25 protein-coding genes are annotated in these 18,676 nt (G+C 43.2%); 12 read left to right on the forward strand and 13 right to left on the reverse strand.

Going from position 1 to position 18,676, the window contains the following annotated elements:
* Window positions 1-20 precede the first annotated feature (20 nt).
* Window positions 21-194, forward strand: a complete 174-nt coding sequence (locus H571_RS16075; protein ID WP_281167264.1) for a type II toxin-antitoxin system prevent-host-death family antitoxin — start codon at window positions 21-23, stop codon at window positions 192-194.
* On the opposite strand, the gene H571_RS15430 is transcribed toward H571_RS16075, so the two are convergent.
* The gene (locus H571_RS15430; RefSeq protein ID WP_051168112.1) at window positions 191-1,246 is read right to left on the reverse strand and encodes a GGDEF domain-containing protein; all 1,056 of its coding nucleotides are present in this window, start codon (window positions 1,244-1,246) and stop codon (window positions 191-193) included. The genes H571_RS16075 and H571_RS15430 overlap by 4 nt on opposite strands.
* A 291-nt stretch (window positions 1,247-1,537) precedes the next feature.
* Here H571_RS15430 and H571_RS0103215 point away from each other — a divergent pair, with 291 nt between their 5' ends.
* Window positions 1,538-2,170 (forward strand): LysE family translocator, encoded by a 633-nt coding sequence (locus H571_RS0103215; protein ID WP_027848052.1) that lies wholly within the window; start codon window positions 1,538-1,540, stop codon window positions 2,168-2,170.
* 75 nt (window positions 2,171-2,245) lie between these two features.
* Here the strand turns inward: H571_RS0103215 and H571_RS0103220 are convergent, their stop codons facing one another.
* The 3 genes from H571_RS0103220 to H571_RS0103230 all read right to left on the reverse strand — a co-directional run bounded on the left by H571_RS0103220 (window position 2,246) and on the right by H571_RS0103230 (window position 4,472).
* Window positions 2,246-2,593, reverse strand: a complete 348-nt coding sequence (locus tag H571_RS0103220) for a TRL-like family protein (RefSeq protein WP_211219749.1) — start codon at window positions 2,591-2,593, stop codon at window positions 2,246-2,248.
* 239 nt (window positions 2,594-2,832) lie between these two features.
* Window positions 2,833-4,104, reverse strand: coding sequence for an ammonium transporter family protein (locus tag H571_RS0103225; protein WP_027848054.1), 1,272 nt, complete (start codon window positions 4,102-4,104; stop codon window positions 2,833-2,835).
* Between the two features lie 29 nt (window positions 4,105-4,133).
* Entirely contained in the window at window positions 4,134-4,472 is a 339-nt protein-coding gene (locus tag H571_RS0103230; RefSeq protein ID WP_027848055.1) for a P-II family nitrogen regulator, read from the reverse strand.
* 288 nt (window positions 4,473-4,760) lie between these two features.
* Here H571_RS0103230 and dapF point away from each other — a divergent pair, with 288 nt between their 5' ends.
* Window positions 4,761-5,609 carry a diaminopimelate epimerase gene (gene dapF / locus H571_RS0103235; protein ID WP_027848056.1) on the forward strand — a complete coding sequence of 283 codons (849 nt, stop codon included), beginning with the start codon at window positions 4,761-4,763 and terminating at the stop codon, window positions 5,607-5,609.
* A 7-nt stretch (window positions 5,610-5,616) separates the two neighbouring features.
* Here the strand turns inward: dapF and slmA are convergent, their stop codons facing one another.
* From slmA to coaBC, 5 genes are read right to left on the reverse strand one after another with little or no spacing between them, the layout of a single operon-like run.
* The gene (gene slmA / locus H571_RS0103240) at window positions 5,617-6,225 is read right to left on the reverse strand and encodes a nucleoid occlusion factor SlmA (RefSeq protein ID WP_027848057.1); all 609 of its coding nucleotides are present in this window, start codon (window positions 6,223-6,225) and stop codon (window positions 5,617-5,619) included.
* 14 nt (window positions 6,226-6,239) lie between these two features.
* Window positions 6,240-7,181, reverse strand: a complete 942-nt coding sequence (gene argB / locus H571_RS14035; protein ID WP_051168113.1) for an acetylglutamate kinase — start codon at window positions 7,179-7,181, stop codon at window positions 6,240-6,242.
* A gap of 12 nt (window positions 7,182-7,193) precedes the next feature.
* The gene (locus H571_RS0103250; RefSeq protein WP_027848058.1) at window positions 7,194-8,573 is read right to left on the reverse strand and encodes a phosphomannomutase/phosphoglucomutase; all 1,380 of its coding nucleotides are present in this window, start codon (window positions 8,571-8,573) and stop codon (window positions 7,194-7,196) included.
* A 33-nt stretch (window positions 8,574-8,606) separates the two neighbouring features.
* Window positions 8,607-9,083, reverse strand: a complete 477-nt coding sequence (dut, locus tag H571_RS0103255) for a dUTP diphosphatase (RefSeq protein WP_036217336.1) — start codon at window positions 9,081-9,083, stop codon at window positions 8,607-8,609.
* Window positions 9,080-10,342, reverse strand: coding sequence for a bifunctional phosphopantothenoylcysteine decarboxylase/phosphopantothenate--cysteine ligase CoaBC (coaBC, locus tag H571_RS0103260; protein WP_027848060.1), 1,263 nt, complete (start codon window positions 10,340-10,342; stop codon window positions 9,080-9,082). Before coaBC ends, dut begins: the two co-directional genes overlap by 4 nt.
* An 82-nt stretch (window positions 10,343-10,424) precedes the next feature.
* Between coaBC and radC the strand changes: the two genes are divergently transcribed.
* The 9 genes from radC (at window position 10,425) to H571_RS0103305 (ending at window position 15,282) form a co-directional block, all read left to right on the forward strand.
* Window positions 10,425-11,099: a RadC family protein gene (gene radC / locus H571_RS0103265; RefSeq protein WP_027848061.1), complete on the forward strand. Its 675-nt coding sequence runs from the start codon at window positions 10,425-10,427 to the stop codon at window positions 11,097-11,099.
* A gap of 116 nt (window positions 11,100-11,215) precedes the next feature.
* Window positions 11,216-11,452: a 50S ribosomal protein L28 gene (rpmB, locus tag H571_RS0103270; RefSeq protein WP_027848062.1), complete on the forward strand. Its 237-nt coding sequence runs from the start codon at window positions 11,216-11,218 to the stop codon at window positions 11,450-11,452.
* 32 nt (window positions 11,453-11,484) lie between these two features.
* A complete protein-coding gene (gene rpmG / locus H571_RS0103275) occupies window positions 11,485-11,640 on the forward strand; it encodes a 50S ribosomal protein L33 (protein WP_027848063.1) in 156 nt (51 codons plus the stop codon).
* 88 nt (window positions 11,641-11,728) lie between these two features.
* Window positions 11,729-12,586 (forward strand): bifunctional DNA-formamidopyrimidine glycosylase/DNA-(apurinic or apyrimidinic site) lyase, encoded by an 858-nt coding sequence (gene mutM / locus H571_RS0103280; protein WP_027848064.1) that lies wholly within the window; start codon window positions 11,729-11,731, stop codon window positions 12,584-12,586.
* A 72-nt stretch (window positions 12,587-12,658) separates the two neighbouring features.
* Window positions 12,659-13,027: a SirB2 family protein gene (locus tag H571_RS0103285; protein ID WP_027848065.1), complete on the forward strand. Its 369-nt coding sequence runs from the start codon at window positions 12,659-12,661 to the stop codon at window positions 13,025-13,027.
* Between the two features lie 31 nt (window positions 13,028-13,058).
* Window positions 13,059-13,592, forward strand: a complete 534-nt coding sequence (locus tag H571_RS0103290; protein WP_027848066.1) for a hypothetical protein — start codon at window positions 13,059-13,061, stop codon at window positions 13,590-13,592.
* 14 nt (window positions 13,593-13,606) lie between these two features.
* A complete protein-coding gene (gcvH, locus tag H571_RS0103295; protein WP_036217340.1) occupies window positions 13,607-13,993 on the forward strand; it encodes a glycine cleavage system protein GcvH in 387 nt (128 codons plus the stop codon).
* Window positions 13,994-14,014: 21 nt separating this feature from the next.
* On the forward strand, window positions 14,015-14,473 hold the full coding sequence (locus H571_RS0103300) for an acyl-CoA thioesterase (protein ID WP_027848068.1): 459 nt from the start codon (window positions 14,015-14,017) through the stop codon (window positions 14,471-14,473).
* Window positions 14,470-15,282, forward strand: coding sequence for a hypothetical protein (locus H571_RS0103305; protein WP_027848069.1), 813 nt, complete (start codon window positions 14,470-14,472; stop codon window positions 15,280-15,282). Before H571_RS0103300 ends, H571_RS0103305 begins: the two co-directional genes overlap by 4 nt.
* On the opposite strand, the gene H571_RS0103310 is transcribed toward H571_RS0103305, so the two are convergent.
* Genes H571_RS0103310 through hisH form a run of 4 tightly spaced genes read right to left on the reverse strand, consistent with a single transcriptional unit; the run spans window position 15,279 to window position 18,676 of the window.
* Window positions 15,279-16,463, reverse strand: coding sequence for an MFS transporter (locus H571_RS0103310; RefSeq protein ID WP_027848070.1), 1,185 nt, complete (start codon window positions 16,461-16,463; stop codon window positions 15,279-15,281). The two genes, H571_RS0103305 and H571_RS0103310, sit on opposite strands and share 4 nt — an antisense overlap.
* 13 nt (window positions 16,464-16,476) lie before the next feature.
* Window positions 16,477-17,268 carry an imidazole glycerol phosphate synthase subunit HisF gene (hisF, locus tag H571_RS0103315; protein ID WP_027848071.1) on the reverse strand — a complete coding sequence of 264 codons (792 nt, stop codon included), beginning with the start codon at window positions 17,266-17,268 and terminating at the stop codon, window positions 16,477-16,479.
* A 9-nt stretch (window positions 17,269-17,277) separates the two neighbouring features.
* Window positions 17,278-18,009 carry a 1-(5-phosphoribosyl)-5-[(5-phosphoribosylamino)methylideneamino]imidazole-4-carboxamide isomerase gene (hisA, locus tag H571_RS0103320; RefSeq protein WP_027848072.1) on the reverse strand — a complete coding sequence of 244 codons (732 nt, stop codon included), beginning with the start codon at window positions 18,007-18,009 and terminating at the stop codon, window positions 17,278-17,280.
* Between the two features lie 25 nt (window positions 18,010-18,034).
* Window positions 18,035-18,676 carry an imidazole glycerol phosphate synthase subunit HisH gene (gene hisH, locus H571_RS0103325; RefSeq protein ID WP_027848073.1) on the reverse strand — a complete coding sequence of 214 codons (642 nt, stop codon included), beginning with the start codon at window positions 18,674-18,676 and terminating at the stop codon, window positions 18,035-18,037.

The raw sequence follows: 18,676 nt of genomic DNA on the forward strand, positions 1-18,676 counted from the left end.
TCTCTCTTTAAGATCTAAAGATTAATCTAGGAAGGGTAGTTTATCGAACTCAGGTTACAGGTCGCCCAATCCTGCTTACGAGCCGTGGTCGTGGCATAGCTGCTGTTCAAGGGCTTGAGGATTTCGAGAAAACTGCGGATGAACTTCGGTTCGTTAAGGCCGTGTGCTTATCATTTACCCGAACAGTAAACTAAAGGTGTTTTTCAGCTTTATTTCTACCTGCATTTTTGGCTTTATATAAGGCTAGGTCAGCTAGTCTATAGATGTCTGATATTGTCTTGCCGGAAAAGGAGTCTGCCACACCAAGGCTAAGCGTTACTTTTATATCATTATAGAAAACTGCAGCTTCAACCTCTTTTCGAATTTTTTCAGCTAATACTAGCGTTTGAGTAGCATCGGTTTCAGGCGTTATAATTGCAAACTCTTCACCACCTACCCTAAAAACCTCATCACTTTTACGCAGGGTGTTTTTAACTAGGTTAGAAAGCTCGATTAGTATTTTGTCACCCACTTCATGCCCATAGGTATCATTTATTTTTTTAAAATAATCAATATCATAAATTATCAAACTAAAATTTGTTTTATAACGGTTGCTTCTTTCAATTTCAGCTTCTATAGTTTTTTCATATGAATGCCTGTTTGCTAATCCAGTTAGTGAGTCGTAAGAAGCTTTAAATTCAAGGTTGTTTCTCACGTAGGAATAAACAACCCATATAACCAAGAGAACATTAATAGTGTAAATTAGTAAGATGATATAAAAATTATTAATGCCAGAAACTTTGCTTTCAGCAACCTCTTGAGCATTTAAAGTTACAAAGTTGGTTAACTCCCAAGACGCTTCGCTTTCATTTAGAATTTGTATTAAAAGAGGGGTGGTTGGGTTTGCTTGGTAGGTTGCTAACAACTTCTTGAGATGATGCCATTTATTTTGAATGATTATTATGTTTTCAATATCGAAGTCTGTATAGTCTTTAGCAAAAAATACTAGTTTTTTGTCTTCTAATAAGCTTTCAATTAGTTGGTCTGTTTCTTCAATTAGGTTGGTGTAATGGTTTCGGTTACCTGAGAGTTCTAGCTTAGTAATTCGCTGAATTGACCCTCTAATAACTCCCATACGATTAACTATACTGGCATCATTTTCTAGCACTTTAACAGTATGGAAGATGAAGAAAATCATAACCACGTTGATAAGTAGTAAAAATATGGTAAGAAAAATAAGATAAGTAGAAATACGCGTGTATTTCATACATGAATTCCATTATGCTGCATTTTTTCTTCCATATATCCTCAAGTTTTAACTATTTTTTGCAATACTAACACACCTTAGTAAGCATGAAACTGCTACAAAAGCTTTAGGTGAGCTGTAGTTTTGTGCTGCACTAGGTTTTAGATAAAAAGATTGAAGTGTAATGCTATTCAGCTTGGCCTAAACTACTCAGCTGCTATTTTAGAGAAAAAAAGACTTGAATGCTTGCGGAATCTAGGTAAGGGTTGCTAAGTGGCAACTGCTGGTTGGTTCATTAGATTAAGGGTACTTATGAGCACAGAACTCTACATTTTCTTTTTTATTACCACTGTTATGCTTGTTTTAGTGCCAGGTCCTTCAGCTATTACGGTTGCGGCTCAAGGTGCTTCAAGTAATGCAAAAATGGCATTTTTTAGTGTACTAGGCGTTGCTAGTGCTGATGCCCTGTTTTTTGCCTTATCTGCGACAGGTATTGCATCATTAATTGTGGCATCGAACCTTATATTTTCAGCTATTAAATGGTTTGGTGTGCTTTACCTTTTTTACTTGGGAATTTCGGCAATTTTTTCTAAAACAGCCGCTATTAAAGTTAAAACGCAACGCACTAAAACAACAGCGACTAAGGCTTTTTCTCAAGGCTTGATTGTTCATCTAGCTAACCCTAAAGCGCTGATGTACTTTGCTGCACTTTTACCCCAGTTTATTGACCCAAATCAACCCCTTGCTTTTCAGTTACTACTTATGGGCTTAACCTGCATTTTAGCTGATTTACTGGTTTACAGTATGTTTGGTTATGCGGGCGGTCAACTAGCAAGAAGGCAGCTAAAAAATTGGGCGGTAAGCGTTATTAATAAGGTTGCTGGTCTAGCGTTAATTGCCACAGGGATTAGAATGGTCGGTTTAGAATCACTAGGCAGCAAATGAGTAAGCAGTATTGAAATGCATTAAATTAAAGCTGGAAGCTAAGCGTGTGTAACACACGCTTAGCTTTAAGGCTAATTAGTTACCAGTTACGTTGGTGCAAGTAGTGCCAACGAAAGGATAGAAACCTTTTGTGTGGTAATCAGCAGTTGCTAAATTGGTAATACCACCATCAGCTTTAGCTGCTGCAATAGATGCATCACCTTTATTAATTAAACCAATAATCGATGTAGCACAAGCTGAACCAGATTTGCTGCCATTAAGTTCAGTTGCAGTAATAGGACCCTTTACATCAGTGATCAAACCAGTGCCTACGGGTGAAGTACCCGTTGCACAACCACCAAGTACAAATAGAGAACCAAGTGCTGCTACTGCTACGATTTTTTTAAACATAATAATCCATCCTAAGATTTTAAGAAATTTCATACGGTGCTATTTTAATAGCGGTGTGAGTATACAGACTAATAAAATTAAATGCTTAAAGTTTTAAGGTGTGATTTATATGAATGTTGTAAATTTTTTTATAAACTCGTCTAAATTAAATTCTAGCTATAAGAATGTAAAGGTGTTAAATAACAAAAAATTATTATCTAATGTATACTTACCCTAAGATTTGTAACTAAAAGCCTTCTAACCCTTAGGCTAGAAGGCTTTTAGTTTTCTTATTAAGCTTTGTTAGAAAACTCAGGGTAGGCTTCCATTCCACATTCGCTAATATCAGCACCTTGGTATTCATCTTCTGCGCTGATGCGTAGGCCAAAGAATCTTTTTAGTAGCCACCAAACAGCAAAGGAAGCGCCAAACGCCCAAATAAAGAGGGTTGCTGCACCTGCAAGCTGACCTAAGAAGCTAGTGCCTTCTGCACTTAATGGTACAACTAGCAGTCCTAATAAACCGGCTACACCATGCACAGAAATTGCACCAACTGGGTCATCAAGTTGTAGTTTGTCCATTAAAAGAATGGAGAATACGACAAGTATGCCTGCAGCAACTCCAATCAATACCGCTAACACTGGGCTAGTTGTATCTGGGCTAGCAGTAATAGCGACTAAACCAGCTAAAGCGCCGTTTAGAATCATGGTTAGGTCTGCTTTGCGAAATTTTAGGTAGCTAATAATGAGTGCTCCTAATAAGCCACCTGAAGCGGCTGCATTGGTGTTTAAGAAAACCACCGCAACGCTATGAGCACTGGTTATATCACTAAGTTTTAAGACGGATGCACCATTAAAGCCAAACCAGCCTAGCCAAAGAATGAATGTTCCCAAGGTCGCTAAGGGTAGATTAGCACCTGGAATGGCACGCACTTCACCTCGTTCACCATATTTACCAATACGAGGCCCAAGTAAAATAACACCGGCTAGGGCTGCGCTAGCACCCACAAAATGCACTAGGCCTGAGCCTGCAAAATCTTTAAAACCTAAGTCTTCAGTCAAAGAATAAAGACCAAAAACTTCTTGGCCACCCCAGCCCCAACTACCACTAATAGGATAGATGATGCTGGTCATCACTAGGGCAAAGGTTAAAAAGATCCAAAGTTTCATGCGTTCTGCGATAGCACCAGAAACAATCGACATGCAGGTTGCTACAAAAACGGCTTGAAAGAAGAAGTCGGCAGCTGGAGAGTAAATGGCAGCGCCATCAAAGCCATTTTCACGATTAGTGAATTGGGTAAGAACGGCTTGGGTATCTAATAGATCCATTCCAAACAAGAAGAATCCGCCGCCATACATAATATGGTAGCCCACGGCTAAATAAGCGGTGCAAGCCAGCCCGTAAAGTACAATGTTTTTGGTTAGGATTTCTGTGGTGTTTTTGGCACGAACTAAACCCGATTCAAGCATGGCAAAGCCTGCTGCCATCCACATAACAAAGGCGCCACCCATTAAAAAGTAAAAGGTGTCTAGGGCATATTGCAAAGCATAGATATTGTTTTCCATCTGGGTCTCCTTAGACCTAAAGGCCTAACTTAAATGGCATCTGCACCCATCTCGCCGGTACGAATACGAACAACCTGCTCTAAGTTGCTAACAAAGATTTTTCCATCGCCTATCGAGCCTGTATAAGCGGCTTGAATAATGGCACCAATTAGCTGTTCTACCTGGTCATCACCTACGGCCACTTCAACTTTAAGCTTGGGTAAAAAATCCACTACATACTCAGCACCCCGATAGAGTTCGGTATGGCCTTTTTGACGACCAAAGCCTTTTACTTCTGTCACGGTAATGCCTTGTATGCCAACTTCTGCAATGGCTTCACGTACATCATCGAGTTTGAAATGTTTAATAATTGCAGCCACTAGTTTCATAGGTTGCTCCTTCTAGTAAAAATGGTGAGTCTATTTACAAGAAAGGTAACTGCATCAGCCATGCCAATAATGAAATAGTTAAATATTTCAGATAGTTAGGTTTTTATAGAGCGGGTTTTATGTTATTTGGCGCACCGTTAAAGTGCTGTTGCACTTTTAAAGCGCAGTTGGTTTGTTTTTATTATTAGCCAGCCTTTGATTTACAAGGCTTTGTGCTATTTTTAAGGTTGGCACGTTTCTCGCTAAGTGTTTTATCTGAAAAAGTATTTATTTAGTGGAGCCTTAACGATGAGCAGTATTTCTACTCCTTTAACCTTTACCAAAATGCATGGTTTAGGTAATGATTTTATGGTGCTAGATGCTACCCAAGCACCTATTGATTTAGCGCCAGAGCAATTAACCCTTTTAGCGGATCGACATTTTGGTGTTGGTTTTGATCAGTTGCTTCTGGTGGAGTCATCGCGACAAAAGGATGTCGATTTTAATTACCGCATTTTTAATGCCGATGGTAGCGAGGTTGAGCAGTGTGGTAATGGTGCGCGTTGTTTTGCCATTTATGTGCGTGATAAAGGTTTAACCAATAAAAACCCTATTCGTGTTGCAACCAGCGCAGGCATTATTCAACTGAGCATAACCCCTACAGGGCTAGTGAAGGTCAATATGGGCATTCCTAAAACTAAGCCAAGTGAAATTCCTTTTATTACTGGGCAGGAAGCTGACTTTTATAAATTAGAAACCGGTGGTGAATTGGTAAAGCTGGCGGTGGTTAATATGGGTAATCCTCATGCTGTATTGCCGGTTGCAAGTGTTGATACTGCGCCAGTGCAACGTTTAGGTGCACTTTTGGAGTCCCATTCTTGTTTTCCTTCTAAGGTGAATGTTGGCTTTATGCAGGTGTTGGCGCCAGATGCCATTAAGCTTAGGGTTTATGAACGAGGTGCAGGCGAAACCCTTGCTTGTGGAACAGGTGCTTGTGCAGCAGTGGTGGCGGGTAGGCGTGCGGGTTGGTTGAATGAAAAAGTGAAGGTGTATTTGCCTGGTGGAGAGCTGGAAATAGAGTGGCAGGGAAATGGAACCCCCGTATTTATGGAGGGTTCTGCTACCACTTTATATGACGGTGTTTGGCGTGGCTTTTAGCAGTGGTTTAAATAACTAAACCGTTAGCTAAATGTTCCCACTGAATAGACCATTCGTGTGTTGGTCTACGCTGAAAACCACTGCGCACAAATTGCACTATGCGGCCTTCTACTATAGCCAGTAGCATACTGGCTGCAGCGGTTGTTGGTAGTACAACTTTTCTTCCTTCACGTATTTCTGTTTCTCGTAAAACTTGTTTAATTTGTACCTCAATACGATCAAATAAACGTGAAATACGATTACAAAGTGCTTCATCTTCACCCACTAGGGCTTCGCCGGTAAGTAGACGGCAGAGCCCTGGGTTATGTTCTGCAAAAGCCAGCACTAGGGTTAAAAGGTGCTCACAGCGCACCAAGGTAGCGCTTTGCTCTTTCATGATGATGTTGATTCGAGTAAAGAGGCTTTCTTCTATGAACTCGATTAATCCCTTGTACATACTGGCTTTATTGCTGAAATGGCGATAAAGAGCAGCTTCCGAAACCCCTACTTCTTTGGCAAGTGTTGCGGTGGTAATACGTCCTTGATGCTGGTCACCCAGCATTTTTGCTAACGCTTGAAGAATTTCATCCCTTCGTTGCGTGGTCCTTTTACGCTTCACTGGTTGCTGTTCTTGCACTTTGACTTATCCTATTAAGATTCGACTAAGTTAGTTGCTTCAACCGCTGCATTGGTTTGGTTGGTAATAAGTGTACCCACGCCAGCATTGGTAAAGATTTCGAGTAGGGTGGCATGAGGCACACGGCCATCTATAATGTGCGCAGTATGAACACCACCTTTTACAGCATCTAATGCACAGTTAATTTTGGGTAGCATTCCACCGTAGATGGTGCCATCGGCAATTAGTGCATCAACCTGTGCGGTTGTTAAGCCTGTTAATACCTTGCCTTTTTTATCTTGTAAGCCTGCCACGTTGGTTAACAAAATAAGTTTTTCTGCTTTTAAGGCTTCGGCAACCTTGCCAGCGACTAAGTCGGCGTTAATATTGTAAGATGCACCTTTGGCATCAACACCTATGGGCGCAATAACAGGAATAAAGTCACGGCTAGTTAACATTTCTATTAAAGAAACATCAACCGACTCTACTTCACCTACCTGACCAATATCAATAATTTCGGGCGCCATCATTTCAGGTGTTTTGTGGCTTACTTGCAGTTTTTTAGCTTTAATTAATTGGCCATCTTTACCGGTTAAACCTATGGCTTTACCGCCAGCCATATTAAGTTGGGTAACAATTTCTTTGTTAACCAAGCCGCCTAGCACCATTTGTACTACATCCATAGTGGCGCTGTCGGTAACACGCATACCATTCACAAATTTTGATTCAATTTTTAAGCGTTCAAGCAGGTCGCCAATTTGTGGGCCGCCACCGTGAATAACAACGGGGTTAATACCGACTTCTTTTAGCAATACAACGTCACGGCAGAAGGAATCGATTAAATCATCTTGAGTCATGGCGTTGCCGCCGTATTTTATAACCAGCGTTTTACCAGAAAACTTTTGAATATAGGGTAAAGCTTCTGATAAAACAGTAACAACAGTTTGTGGGCTGGCGTCAGAAGGTGTTGGTGTCATAGCGAGTCTCAATTAAAAAGTCAGCTCAAGGCTGGCATCAATTTTTGTTAGTGCAGTACGAAAAGTATCGCTTATTCTGGCAAGTGCTTCGGGCGTTTTACCTTCAAATCTAAGTACCAATACTGGTGTGGTGTTAGACGCTCGGCAAAGCCCCCAGCCATCTTCGTAATCAACACGAATACCATCTAGGGTGGTTTTTTGTCCAGCACCAAAGTCACCTTCTTGCGCTAGTCTTTGCACTAGATCAAATTTGTTTTCATCAGTGACTTCAATATTAATTTCTGGTGTGCTTAAGTCTTGCGGGTATTGGCTAAAGAAGGCATCAGCATCTAAATCTTGAGCCGCTAGAATTTCTAATAATCTGGCTGCGGCATAAAGCCCATCATCAAAGCCTAACCAACGTTCTTTAAAGAAAATATGACCACTCATTTCACCTGCTAGTAGTGCACCTGTTTCTTTCATGCGTGCTTTAATTAGGGAATGACCTGTTTGCCACATTTCTGGTTTGCCACCGGCAGCACTAATAACCTTACCTAGATTGCCGCTGCATTTTACATCGTAAATAATTTTTGCACCTGGGTTACGGCTAATGAGGTCTTCGGCAAAAGCCATCATTAGGTGATCTGGGAAAATAAGAGTACCAGAAGGTGTAATTACACCCACACGGTCGCCATCACCATCAAAACCTAGGCCTAAATCGGCTTGATTCGATTGAACATTGGCAATTAAGTCTTTTAAGTTTTCTGGCTTACCTGGGTCTGGGTGATGGTTAGGGAAGGTGCCATCAATTTCTGTAAAGAGGGGAATAACTTCGCAGCCTAGTTCTTTCATTAAGCGGGGTGCGAGTTCGCCAGCCACACCATTGCCCGTATCTACAACAACTTTAAGCGGGCGCTTTAGTTGAACGGATTCAAGAATGGCATTGATATATTCATCTTTAATGTCGTGATTTTTTTCAAAGCCTTGACCTTGCTTGAAATCGGCTTCAACTATGCGGCGGTAGAGGTCTGTAATAGCAGCACCATGTAAGGTTTCGCCAGCCAATACACATTTAAAACCGTTGTAGTCGGGTGGGTTGTGGCTGCCAGTGACCATAATACCTGAGCTGGTGCCTTCTATTTGCATGGCTGCATAGTAGAGGGTAGGTGTGGGTACCATGCCTATGTCTATTACATCACGGCCTGTTTCTAGAATGCCTTTTTTTAAGGCTTCTATCATGGCTGGGCCAGAAACACGCCCATCACGTGCTACAACAATCGTTGTCTCTCCTCTTGTGGCCGCCTCTGAACCCAGTGCTTTGCCGATAAGCTGCACTGTTTCAGGTGTTAGGGTTTTTCCAACTATGCCACGAATATCATAGGCACGAAAAATAGAAGCAGGAACATCACTCATGTTTAATCCTCTTGGCGCTAATATGGGCTGGTATTAGTGGCGACCAGAACTACCAAAACCACCTGTACCACGTTCTGTGGCTGCAAAGTCTTCCACTACCTCTAGCTCTGCCTGAATAACTGGCACTATTACATATTGAGCTAGGCGTTCACCGGGTTCTAGGGTGAAGCGGGTTTGACCGCGATTCCAGACAGAAATCATTAATTCACCTTGGTAGTCTGAATCAATTAACCCTACCAGATTTCCTAAAACAATACCGTGCTTATGGCCAAGTCCTGAGCGGGGTAAAATAATACCTGCAAGGCTAGGGTCTGCTAAATGAATGGCTAGCCCTGTGCGTACTAGGTGGGTAGAGCCAGGCTCAATTACTAGGGCTTCATCTAATAAGGCACGTAAATCCATACCTGCTGAACCTTCCGTTGCATAGCTAGGTAAAGGAAGGCTAGTACCGATTCTTGAATCGAGAATTTTTACTGCGACCTTGGGGTGTTTTATTTCAGGATGATTCATAGTATTTGCTGTTCCTTATAAAAGGCCAAGAGTTTTAACATTAATTGTTGTCCTAAAGCCTGCTTGCTGTTTAGTGGCAGAGGATCTCGGTTAATTTGTTTGCCTGAACGGGTAAATAAAATGACGCGGTTTTGATCACTACCAAAACCTATGCTGCTATCACTTACATCGTTAGCAACAATGGCATCTAAATTTTTATTAATCAGCTTGTTTTGAGCATAGTCTTCAACCTGTTGTGTTTCAGCCGCAAAGCCTACACAAAAAGGGCGCGGTTGTTGCTTGTTGTCAGTTGCTTTAGCCATAGTAGCTAGAATATCAGGGTTTTTTACTAGCTTTAAAACCAGCTCATCTTGATTAGCTTGCTTCTTTAGTTTTTGATCAGCCACCGCTTCAGCGCGGTAATCTGCCACTGCCGCACAGGCAATAAAAATATCGGTTGTGCTGCGTAGCTTTTCACAGGCTTCTAGCATTTGTTCTGCGGTAATGACTTGAGTGCAGTTTACACCAGCGGGAACGGTTAGGTTTACAGGGCCAGAGATAAGCTGTACCTCTGTACCGAGCTCTGCCGCTGCGGCTGCTAGGGCATAACCCATTTTGCCGGAGCTATGGTTAGATAAGTAGCGTACTGGGTCTAAAGGTTCTTGGGTGGGGCCAGCGGTAATCGTTATGCGTAAACCTTCCCCTAGTTTTTTAGTTAGTTTGGGCTGGTTTGTTTGAAAAAAGCTTTCTACCCAATTAAAAAGTGCTTCAGGTTCAGGTAAACGCCCAGCGCCAACATCGCCACAAGCTTGTTCACCTTCTGCCGGTGGAATAATTGTATAACCCAGTTCTTCTAATAAATGCGTATTACGTTGCGTAGCTGGGTGCTGCCACATGGCTTGGTTCATGGCTGGCGCTAGGTGAACAGGCGCTTTGCTAGCTAGGCATAAAGTGGTTAATAGATCGCCTGCTTGCCCTGTGGCTAGACGTGCCATCAAATCGGCAGTGGTGGGCGCAATCATAATTAAATCTGCCCAGCGCGCTAGCTCTATATGCCCCATACCCGCTTCAGCTTCAGGATCTAACAAGCCGGTATGCACTGGGTTGCCTGTTAAGGCTTGAAAGGTTAGCGGCTGCACAAAAGCTTGTGCGCCTTGTGTCATAACAACACGTACTTGGGCACCGGCTTTAACCAGTAAGCGTGCTAAAAAGGCACTTTTATAAGCAGCAATACCACCACTAATACCAAGCAGTAGGCGTTTATTATTAAGTCCTGTCATGGATCAATTAACCCCTGAGTAGAAGGAGGCTAACCTTACCATGTTTAGCATTTGACTGAGAAATCAGCAGGGAGGTTTCACTATGGGAATTAATGACTGGCCAGCCGATGAGCGTCCTAGAGAAAAGCTATTAGAAAAAGGCGCTTCCTACCTAACCGATGCAGAACTACTAGCCATTTTTATTAATACGGGCATTAAGGGTAAAAGTGCCGTTGATCTATCCAAAGAGCTGCTGCATTCCTTTGGTGGTTTAAGGCCTTTATTACTAGCCAGTAAAAAAGAGTTTTGTGCCCATCTTGGGTTAGGGCCAGCCAAGTTTGCTTTAATGCAGGCCATGTTAGAAATGTCGCACCGTTACCTTGAAGCAGAGCTTAAGCGTGGTGAAGGGCTAACTAGCCCTGAAGCGGCTGGGCGTTATTTAAAGCTTCAGTTACGTGATTTGCCCCATGAAGTATTTGCTTTATTACTATTAGATAACCAGCATCGTGTACTGCATTTTGAAGTTTTATTTCGTGGCACTCTAGATGGTGCTTCTGTTTATCCGCGAGAAGTTGTTAAGTTAGTCTTGGCACACAACGCTGCAGCCGTCATAATGGCGCACAATCACCCTTCGGGCATTGCTGAACCAAGTAATGCTGATGAACTGATTACAAAAAGATTGAAAGAAGCTTTAGCCTGTATTGATGTGCGAGTTTTAGATCATCTTATAATTGGTGATGGAGAACCAGTGTCTTTTGCTGCCAGAGGTCTGCTATAATACGCCAGCGTTTTAACCTGGATGGTTTGTCGGCTTGCCTGCGGGCTGCCCTTCTGGTATAAAGGCGCCTTTCATTTTTCCAACACCTGCGCCCTTAGATTGACTGGAGGCATATAATGTCCATGGTTTGCCAAGTTACCGGTAAAAAACCGCTAACCGGGAACAATGTTTCCCACTCGCAGCGTAAAACGCGTCGTCGTTTCCTGCCAAATTTGCACACTCACCGCTTTTGGGTTGAGTCAGAGAAGCGTTTTGTTAAGCTACGTGTATCCAGCAAGGGTATTCGTATGATTGACAAAAAAGGTATCGAGCAAGTTTTAGCCGATATCGCTAAGCGCGGCGAAAAAGTTTAAGTTCTGCTTAAACAATTACTGGAGCAATAAACATGCGTGAGAAAATCAAAATGGTTTCTAGTGCCGGTACTGGTCACTTTTACACCACTATGAAAAACAAGCGTAACACCCCAGAAAAACTAGAACGTAATAAATACGATCCAGTTGTTCGTAAGGTTGTTACTTACAAGGAAGCTAAAATCAAGTAATTGATTAGCCTCACTTGTTGAAAAACCCGGTCTGCGCAGGTGGCCCGGGTTTTTTTATGTTTTTTTAAATACTAACTAGGAGGCTGATATGCCAGAGTTGCCCGAAGTTGAAACAACCCGTAAAGGCATTAACCCTTGGTTAGAAGGCCGAACGATTGAAAAGCTAGAAGTACGCCAACCTAAGTTACGCTGGCCTATTCCTGAAGATTTACCGCAGCGGGTGAAAGGTTTAAAGCTGGCACCTTTGCAGCGCCGCGCTAAATATTTAATTTTTCCAGTGCTTGAAAAAGAAGCACAAGAAGCTAACTGGGGTTTTATTTGGCATTTAGGTATGTCGGGCAGTTTAAGGTTAGTTGCGCCCGATGAACCTTGGAAAAAGCATGACCATGTAGAACTGCAAGTAGCGGCTTTAGCGGAAGATTACCAAGCGCCCATGCGGCTGCGCTACCACGACCCCCGCCGTTTTGGCGCTTTATTAGATTATCAAGGCGCTGCTTCAGAACATGCGCTTTTAAAGAAGTTAGGGCCAGAACCTTTAAGTGATGCCTTTACTGCCCAAGCACTTTTTCAGCGTTCCAGAAACCGCAAGCTAGCCATTAAAGTATTTATTATGGATAACGCTCAAGTGGTGGGTGTGGGTAATATTTATGCAAGCGAAGCCTTGTTTCGTGCAGGCATCGACCCACGCAGAGCTGCTGGTACAGTAAGCCTTAAGCGTTACCAGCGTTTGGTAGAAATTATTCGTGAAGTGTTAGCAGCAGCCATAGAGCAGGGTGGTACAACGCTGCGTGACTTTGTAGGTGGTGATGGTAAACCAGGTTATTTTGCACAAGAGCTAAACGTTTATGGTCGGGGCGGCTTAGCTTGCAAGGCTTGTGGTGCTGTTTTACAAGAAGTTAAGTTAGGTCAACGTGCCAGTGTATGGTGTAAAGCCTGCCAGACCTAATGCCGATTTAATTTTGCATCTGGTAAGATACTTCTTTTTAATTTTAATAAATTTAACTTAAGGTTGGTCATTATGGGTTACGAAGCATTTAAGCACCTACACATGCTTACGATTACGATTAGTGTGGTATTTTTTGCCATTCGCGGTGCTTCTGCACTCATGGGTGCTGGCTGGATACGCAATAAATGGGTGCGTATTCTTGCTCATGGTAACGATACTGTTTTACTGATTGCCGCTTTAGCGCTTTGCTACCACCTAGGTCAGTGGCCTTTTTATAATTCTGCTTGGATAACCGCCAAGGTTGTGGGGCTGCTTGCCTATATAGCTTTTGGCACGATTGCAATTAAGCGTGGCAAGCTCTGGGCTTATGCTATGGCTTTATTAAGCGTTGCTTACATAGTTTGGGTGGCGATTAATAAAATACCCTTCCCAGCTTTATAAACTTTTTTCCTAATAACAATAAAGGTTAACTATGAATATTGAGTATCGTTGGACTGAGCCCCAATTTGTTCGTCTAGCGCTTTATGATTTTGAACTAGGGCCACGTAGTGGTCGGGGTAAGGCCACTATGTGGCTGGTTATTTTTACCCTAGCGGGTTTGCTGGCTATCAATATAGCGCATCGAGGCTTTACCTATTCAGTTTGGGATTTAGTGCTAATAGCAGCTGGCTTGTGCTGGTATGCGCTGCGTGGTGCTTTGATGATACGCATGTTTAGACGAGCTTTTAAACGCTCGGGCATGGAGGGCGTTAACCTGAAATACAATTTAGAAGAAGAAAAAATAACCATTCAAGTGGATGCTAAACCAAAGCAGACACTTGAATGGAATCAAATTAAACGGGTAGTTCGTACACAAGAAGGTTTTTTGGTTTACCCAGGCCCTATGTGGTTGCCAGCGGCACGTATCGAAGAAGGTAAAACCACTGAAGAGTTAGCCGCTTTTTTACAGCGTAAAGTGGTGGATTACCGTGACAAAAGCCAGCATAAATTAAAACTAAAAGATTAAAAAGGTTAGCAAGTATGAGTAACGAACAGCGTTTTAGCACTACTCACCAATGGGCAAAAAGAATTAATGAAACTCAAGTGAGCGTGGGTATTAGCCAACACGCTGAAGATGCTTTGGGTGATATTGTTTATGTTGAACTGCCTGAACTGGGTAAAGAAGTTGCAGCGGGCGAAGTGCTAGCCGGTATTGAATCAGTTAAAACCGCTTCTGAAATTCAGTCACCAGTCAGTGGCAAGTTAATAGCCTGTAATACAGATTTAGAAGACACGCCTGAGGTATTGAATGAAGCGCCACTCATTACGTGGATTTTTGTTCTTGAAGCCGATGCTGCTCAGCTAGATAAAGAATGGCAAAGCTTGTTAGATGCAACAGCTTATGCAGCCTTGTTGGAAACCCTTTAATTATTCAATAGGTAGAATTTAATGCAATGGGATTTAGCGCAGCCTTTTACTACACGGTTTACCGTTTCGGCTGAAGCCATAGATCATTACAGGCATGTTAATAATGCTGAATACCTACGTTATATTGAAGAGGTTAGCTGGCAGCACTCTAATAAGCTGGGTTTAACAATTGAAGATTATGAACGTTTAGACAGAGCCTTGGTAGTGATTCGCCATGAAATAGATTACCTAGCGCCAGCCTTTGAAGGTGAAACGTTAGAAATGGCAACTTGGATAGTTGAGTATGATCAACGCTTTAGGGTAGCAAGGCGCTTTCAATTAATTCGAGTCAGTGATCAAAAAACCTTAATGCGTGGTTATACCTACTTTGCCTGTGTAACCCTGAGTAGTGGTAAGTTACGTCGTTTGCCCGAAGAATTTAATACTATTTACTTACCTGCACTAGTTGTAGAAAAACCCATTAAAGGCATTTCTAAGTGAAGGTTTACCTTTACCTTAATCCTTTGCAACTCGATGTGTTGCGTCATGCACGTTTACACCTAAGCGAAGTGGCAGATCTGCTTGACCCTTACCAAAACAATGCACGCATGATTCAGCGCCAAGCTATACGGATTAGTGAAGCAGATTTTCAAAAAGAATTAAAACGCCAATTTAAAGCTTTGCCACCCCAGCTTAAAGGCTTGATGACTTGGGAAATATTTCAAGTTGAAGCACAAAAAAAACGCCCTAAAATAGAACAACAAATGAAAAAAGGACGGCAGGGTAAGCCTGCTATTTTACCCAATCCTGAGTCTTACCAAGAACTCGCCATTGCCCGTTTTTTTGCTCGTCCAGATAACCCCTTACTCTGGGATCGTTGGGCAGACCAGCACCGAGGTTTAGTGTTAGAGCTAGATACCAGCTACCCAGGTTTTAATAGTAAAAAACAAGTGTTACGGCCTGTTGTTTATGGCAAGCCTCGTCCCCAAGCAGACCATCCTGTTAAGCCTTTTCCAGCCTTGTTTCATCGCCCTGCTGAATATGCGGCAGAAGAAGAAATTAGGCTAATTCGCCCAATAGATGAAGCTAAAAGTAGTAAGCCTTTAACCAATGGTAAGCTGGTTCACTTTTATAATTTCCCACCTAAGGCTGTTTTATCAATAACGCTAGGGGTGAATGCGAGTGATGAGACGCGAGAGCAGGTGAGTAGAATTTTGAACTATGACGTTAAGTACAAGCCGGGTCGCCCCTTGCGGGAAACCCTGCTTGACCCAGATACCTTTAAACTGCATATCCGTGGTACGCTCTAGCGTTTGTTCTGTAGGGGAAAACCCCAAGCTAAAGGAATAGCTGGAAGCGATAAAACAAGCAAGAACCACAGGCTAAGCGAAGCCTGTTCAAACCAGTCTGCCACTAAACCACCTGCCAAGGGTAAGAAAAAAGACAAGCTGTAAGAAACTGTAAAAGCACCAGCGGCTAGCTTGCCAGCTTCGTGCCCTGAACGCAGTTGTGGCGGCAAAGCAACCAAAAGAATCAGTAGTATTCCTGCCCAAAAACTCAACATAAAACCAAACATTAAGCTTAGCCAGCCATTAAATAACAGCATACCTAACATGCCAGCAATGGTTGCTATTAAGCTAATTTTAATGGGTAGTATTCTAGCTATCCAACGCCTCGCCATAAATAGCATTAAAATTGAGGCGAACATCTGCGCTATGTTGAACCAGAAAAAAGCGGCTTGCAGTAAATGGCTTTCACCACGGGCTTCTAAAAAGCTACTTAAATAGGCATTACCGCCAAAAAACAATGAAGCACTGACTGCCAGTAAAAAGCCCATGCGCCATAACAAAGGGTCTGACCAGTTAGGCATCCAGCTTTTGTTGGCTTTATTGTTGGTTGCAGGTAAGGGGTGTTGCTTAGGCAAAAACAACAGCGCTACTACCAGCAAGGCAGGCAAAGACCAAACTAAAAGGGTAAGTTGCCAGCTATTATTTAACCAAGGCATTAAAATCGGCAGGGTTAAACCAGCACCAATAAATTCCCCCATTAACATGCCATTCATATAAACCGCACTACCTAAAGCGAGCTGAGTGGGTTGTAGCCAGCGGGTTAATAAGGCGGGCAGTGCAGGTTGCATTATGGCAATGCCTAGCCCCATAAAGGCGCTAAAGCTAAGTAACAAGGCTAGTTGGTCAGTTAAGCCTCTAGCGGCTGAAGCTAGCCCTACTAAAGCCAAGGCCATGGCTAGGGTAGTGCGTGCGCCTAGGTGAATAATCACCAGCGAACCTAAAATAGCTCCAACCGAAAGCATTAAAATGGGCAGGGTGGTTAGACTGCCTAAGAGCGCCTGTGGCAGATTAAAGTCATCATCTATGGCTGCGGTTAAAGGTGGTATAACCAGTATGGGTAGCCTTAAATAAAGCCCTGTTAACCATAAAATGACAAAAGCCAGCACAGGCGGCTGGCTTGTAGCTCTTGTTTTAAGAATCATAATGCTTGAAAAGTCATAAACGTACTGGAATGCCTTGATCGGCCATAAATTGCTTGGCTTCAGGAATGGTGTGTTCACCAAAGTGGAAAATGCTTGCTGCAAGCACTGCATCGGCATGACCAATTAAAACACCATCAACTAGGTGTTGTAAGTTACCCACACCCCCAGAAGCAATCACCGGCACGCTCACTGCATCGGCTATGGCACGAGTGACACCTAAATCAAAACCATTTTTGGTGCCATCTCTGTCCATACTGGTAAGTAAAAGTTCACCAGCACCTAGCTCGACCATCTTCTTCGACCATTCTATGGCATCTAGCCCCGTTGGGTTGCGGCCACCGTGGGTAAAAATTTCCCAACGGTCTGCTTCACCTTCAGCCGAAACTTTTTTAGCATCAATAGCAACTACGATGCACTGGCTACCAAAGCGTTCAGCGGCTTCTTTAACCAGTTCTGGATTAGTGACAGCAGCGGTATTGATAGAGACTTTATCGGCACCGGCATTCAGTAGGCGGCGAATGTCTTCACAGCTACGCACACCACCACCGACCGTGAGCGGAATAAAAATTTCACCAGCAATTTGTTCAACCATTTTTAGCGTAGTGCCACGGTCTTCAGTGCTGGCAGTAATGTCTAAAAAGGTAATTTCATCAGCACCTTGGTCGTTATAACGCTTGGCAATTTCAACAGGGTCGCCAGCATCACGAATACCAACAAAGTTAACGCCTTTTACTACTCGGCCTTTGTCTACATCTAAGCAAGGAATAATGCGTTTTGTTAGGGTCGTTGGTTTAATTGCGGTCATAGTTTTTCCTTAGCCTTGGTCGGCTAGCTTTTGTGCGGCGGCTAAATCAAGTGAACCTTCATAAATTGCACGGCCAGTAATAGCGCCAATAATGCCTTGGTCGGCTACTTTAACAAGGCGCTCAACATCACCTAAGTCAGTGACACCACCTGAAGCGATGACTGGTAAACCGCCCAACTGAGCCAGTTCTACTGTGGCTTCAATGTTTACACCCTGCATCATGCCATCACGACTAATATCAGTGTAAACAATGCTGCTCACACCATCATCGGCAAAGCGTTTGGCTAGGTCGGTCGCACGTTGGTTAGACACTTCTGCCCAACCATCAGTAGCAACCATGCCATTTTTAGCATCAAGACCAACAATAATATGACCAGGGAAAAGACGGCACATTTCTGTCACAAACTCGGGTTCTTTCACCGCTTTAGTACCAAGAATAACCAACTGCACACCGGCTTCTAGGTAGTGTTCAATGGTGGCAGCAGAACGGATACCGCCACCAATTTGAATGGGTAGGCCGGGGTTAGCACGGGCAATGTCAGTCACTGCTTTACCATTCACTGGCTTGCCATCAAAAGCACCGTTAAGGTCAACTAGGTGTAGGCGACGACAGCCTGCTTTCACCCAACGTGCAGCCATTTCAACTGGATCATCGCCATAGCTGGTGGATTCTTCCATACGGCCTTGTCTTAGGCGTACACACTGGCCATCTTTTAAATCAATTGCAGGAATAATTAACATGGTGACAGGTTTCCAATAGTAAAGGTCAGGGTTTCCAGTTGAGGAAGTTGTTAAGCAGTTGTAGGCCAGCTGCGGCACTTTTTTCTGGGTGAAACTGCACAGCGGCAACGTTGTTTTCTACTAGGGCGGCATCAAAATGAATTGCGCCGTAATCACAGCTAGCCAAACGCTGTTCTGGTTGCTTGGCTTCTACATAATAGCTATGCACAAAATAAAAGTATTCGGCTGCAGAAATGCCCTGCCAAAGTGCGTGGTCTTGGGTTGGTTGAACTTGGTTCCAGCCAATGTGGGGTACTTTTAAGCGCTGATCATTTGAGTCAACTAGGTTCTTACCAAAAAACTTCACCCGCCCCTGAAAATGGCCTAAACAATCAACACCGCCATTTTCTTCGCTAGTTTGCATTAGTGCTTGAAAGCCAACACAAATACCCAGAAAAGGTTTGTTTTGTAAGCACTCAGCAATAACCGGCAGTAGGCCAGTATTGGTCATTTCAGCCATGCAGTCTCGCATAGCACCCACGCCGGGTAAAATAACCCGCTCGGCTTTGCGTATCACTTCAGGGTCAGATGAAATAGCCACTGTTTTACGTCCAGCGGCTACTTTTTCTACTGCCTTGTGGGCGGAATGTAAATTACCCATACCATAGTCAATAATGACTAAATCCAT

Origin of the sequence: Marinospirillum minutulum DSM 6287 (assembly GCF_000422325.1) — a bacterium.
GTDB classification, from domain to species: Bacteria; Pseudomonadota; Gammaproteobacteria; order Pseudomonadales; family Halomonadaceae; genus Marinospirillum; species Marinospirillum minutulum.

Excerpts from the sequence above, each read along its gene's own strand:
- H571_RS15430 (WP_051168112.1), bottom strand. The coding sequence starts at position 1,246 with ATGAAATACACGCGTATTTCTACTTATCTTATTTTTCTTACCATATTT.
- H571_RS0103215 (WP_027848052.1), top strand. The coding sequence starts at position 1,538 with ATGAGCACAGAACTCTACATTTTCTTTTTTATTACCACTGTTATGCTT.
- H571_RS0103220 (WP_211219749.1), bottom strand. The coding sequence starts at position 2,593 with ATGAAATTTCTTAAAATCTTAGGATGGATTATTATGTTTAAAAAAATC.
- H571_RS0103225 (WP_027848054.1), bottom strand. The coding sequence starts at position 4,104 with ATGGAAAACAATATCTATGCTTTGCAATATGCCCTAGACACCTTTTAC.
- H571_RS0103230 (WP_027848055.1), bottom strand. The coding sequence starts at position 4,472 with ATGAAACTAGTGGCTGCAATTATTAAACATTTCAAACTCGATGATGTA.
- dapF (WP_027848056.1), top strand. The coding sequence starts at position 4,761 with ATGAGCAGTATTTCTACTCCTTTAACCTTTACCAAAATGCATGGTTTA.
- argB (WP_051168113.1), bottom strand. The coding sequence starts at position 7,181 with ATGACACCAACACCTTCTGACGCCAGCCCACAAACTGTTGTTACTGTT.
- H571_RS0103250 (WP_027848058.1), bottom strand. The coding sequence starts at position 8,573 with ATGAGTGATGTTCCTGCTTCTATTTTTCGTGCCTATGATATTCGTGGC.
- dut (WP_036217336.1), bottom strand. The coding sequence starts at position 9,083 with ATGAATCATCCTGAAATAAAACACCCCAAGGTCGCAGTAAAAATTCTC.
- coaBC (WP_027848060.1), bottom strand. The coding sequence starts at position 10,342 with ATGACAGGACTTAATAATAAACGCCTACTGCTTGGTATTAGTGGTGGT.
- radC (WP_027848061.1), top strand. The coding sequence starts at position 10,425 with ATGGGAATTAATGACTGGCCAGCCGATGAGCGTCCTAGAGAAAAGCTA.
- rpmB (WP_027848062.1), top strand. The coding sequence starts at position 11,216 with ATGTCCATGGTTTGCCAAGTTACCGGTAAAAAACCGCTAACCGGGAAC.
- rpmG (WP_027848063.1), top strand. The coding sequence starts at position 11,485 with ATGCGTGAGAAAATCAAAATGGTTTCTAGTGCCGGTACTGGTCACTTT.
- mutM (WP_027848064.1), top strand. The coding sequence starts at position 11,729 with ATGCCAGAGTTGCCCGAAGTTGAAACAACCCGTAAAGGCATTAACCCT.
- H571_RS0103285 (WP_027848065.1), top strand. The coding sequence starts at position 12,659 with ATGGGTTACGAAGCATTTAAGCACCTACACATGCTTACGATTACGATT.
- H571_RS0103290 (WP_027848066.1), top strand. The coding sequence starts at position 13,059 with ATGAATATTGAGTATCGTTGGACTGAGCCCCAATTTGTTCGTCTAGCG.
- gcvH (WP_036217340.1), top strand. The coding sequence starts at position 13,607 with ATGAGTAACGAACAGCGTTTTAGCACTACTCACCAATGGGCAAAAAGA.
- H571_RS0103300 (WP_027848068.1), top strand. The coding sequence starts at position 14,015 with ATGCAATGGGATTTAGCGCAGCCTTTTACTACACGGTTTACCGTTTCG.
- H571_RS0103310 (WP_027848070.1), bottom strand. The coding sequence starts at position 16,463 with ATGATTCTTAAAACAAGAGCTACAAGCCAGCCGCCTGTGCTGGCTTTT.
- hisF (WP_027848071.1), bottom strand. The coding sequence starts at position 17,268 with ATGACCGCAATTAAACCAACGACCCTAACAAAACGCATTATTCCTTGC.
- hisA (WP_027848072.1), bottom strand. The coding sequence starts at position 18,009 with ATGTTAATTATTCCTGCAATTGATTTAAAAGATGGCCAGTGTGTACGC.
- hisH (WP_027848073.1), bottom strand. The coding sequence starts at position 18,676 with ATGGATTTAGTCATTATTGACTATGGTATGGGTAATTTACATTCCGCC.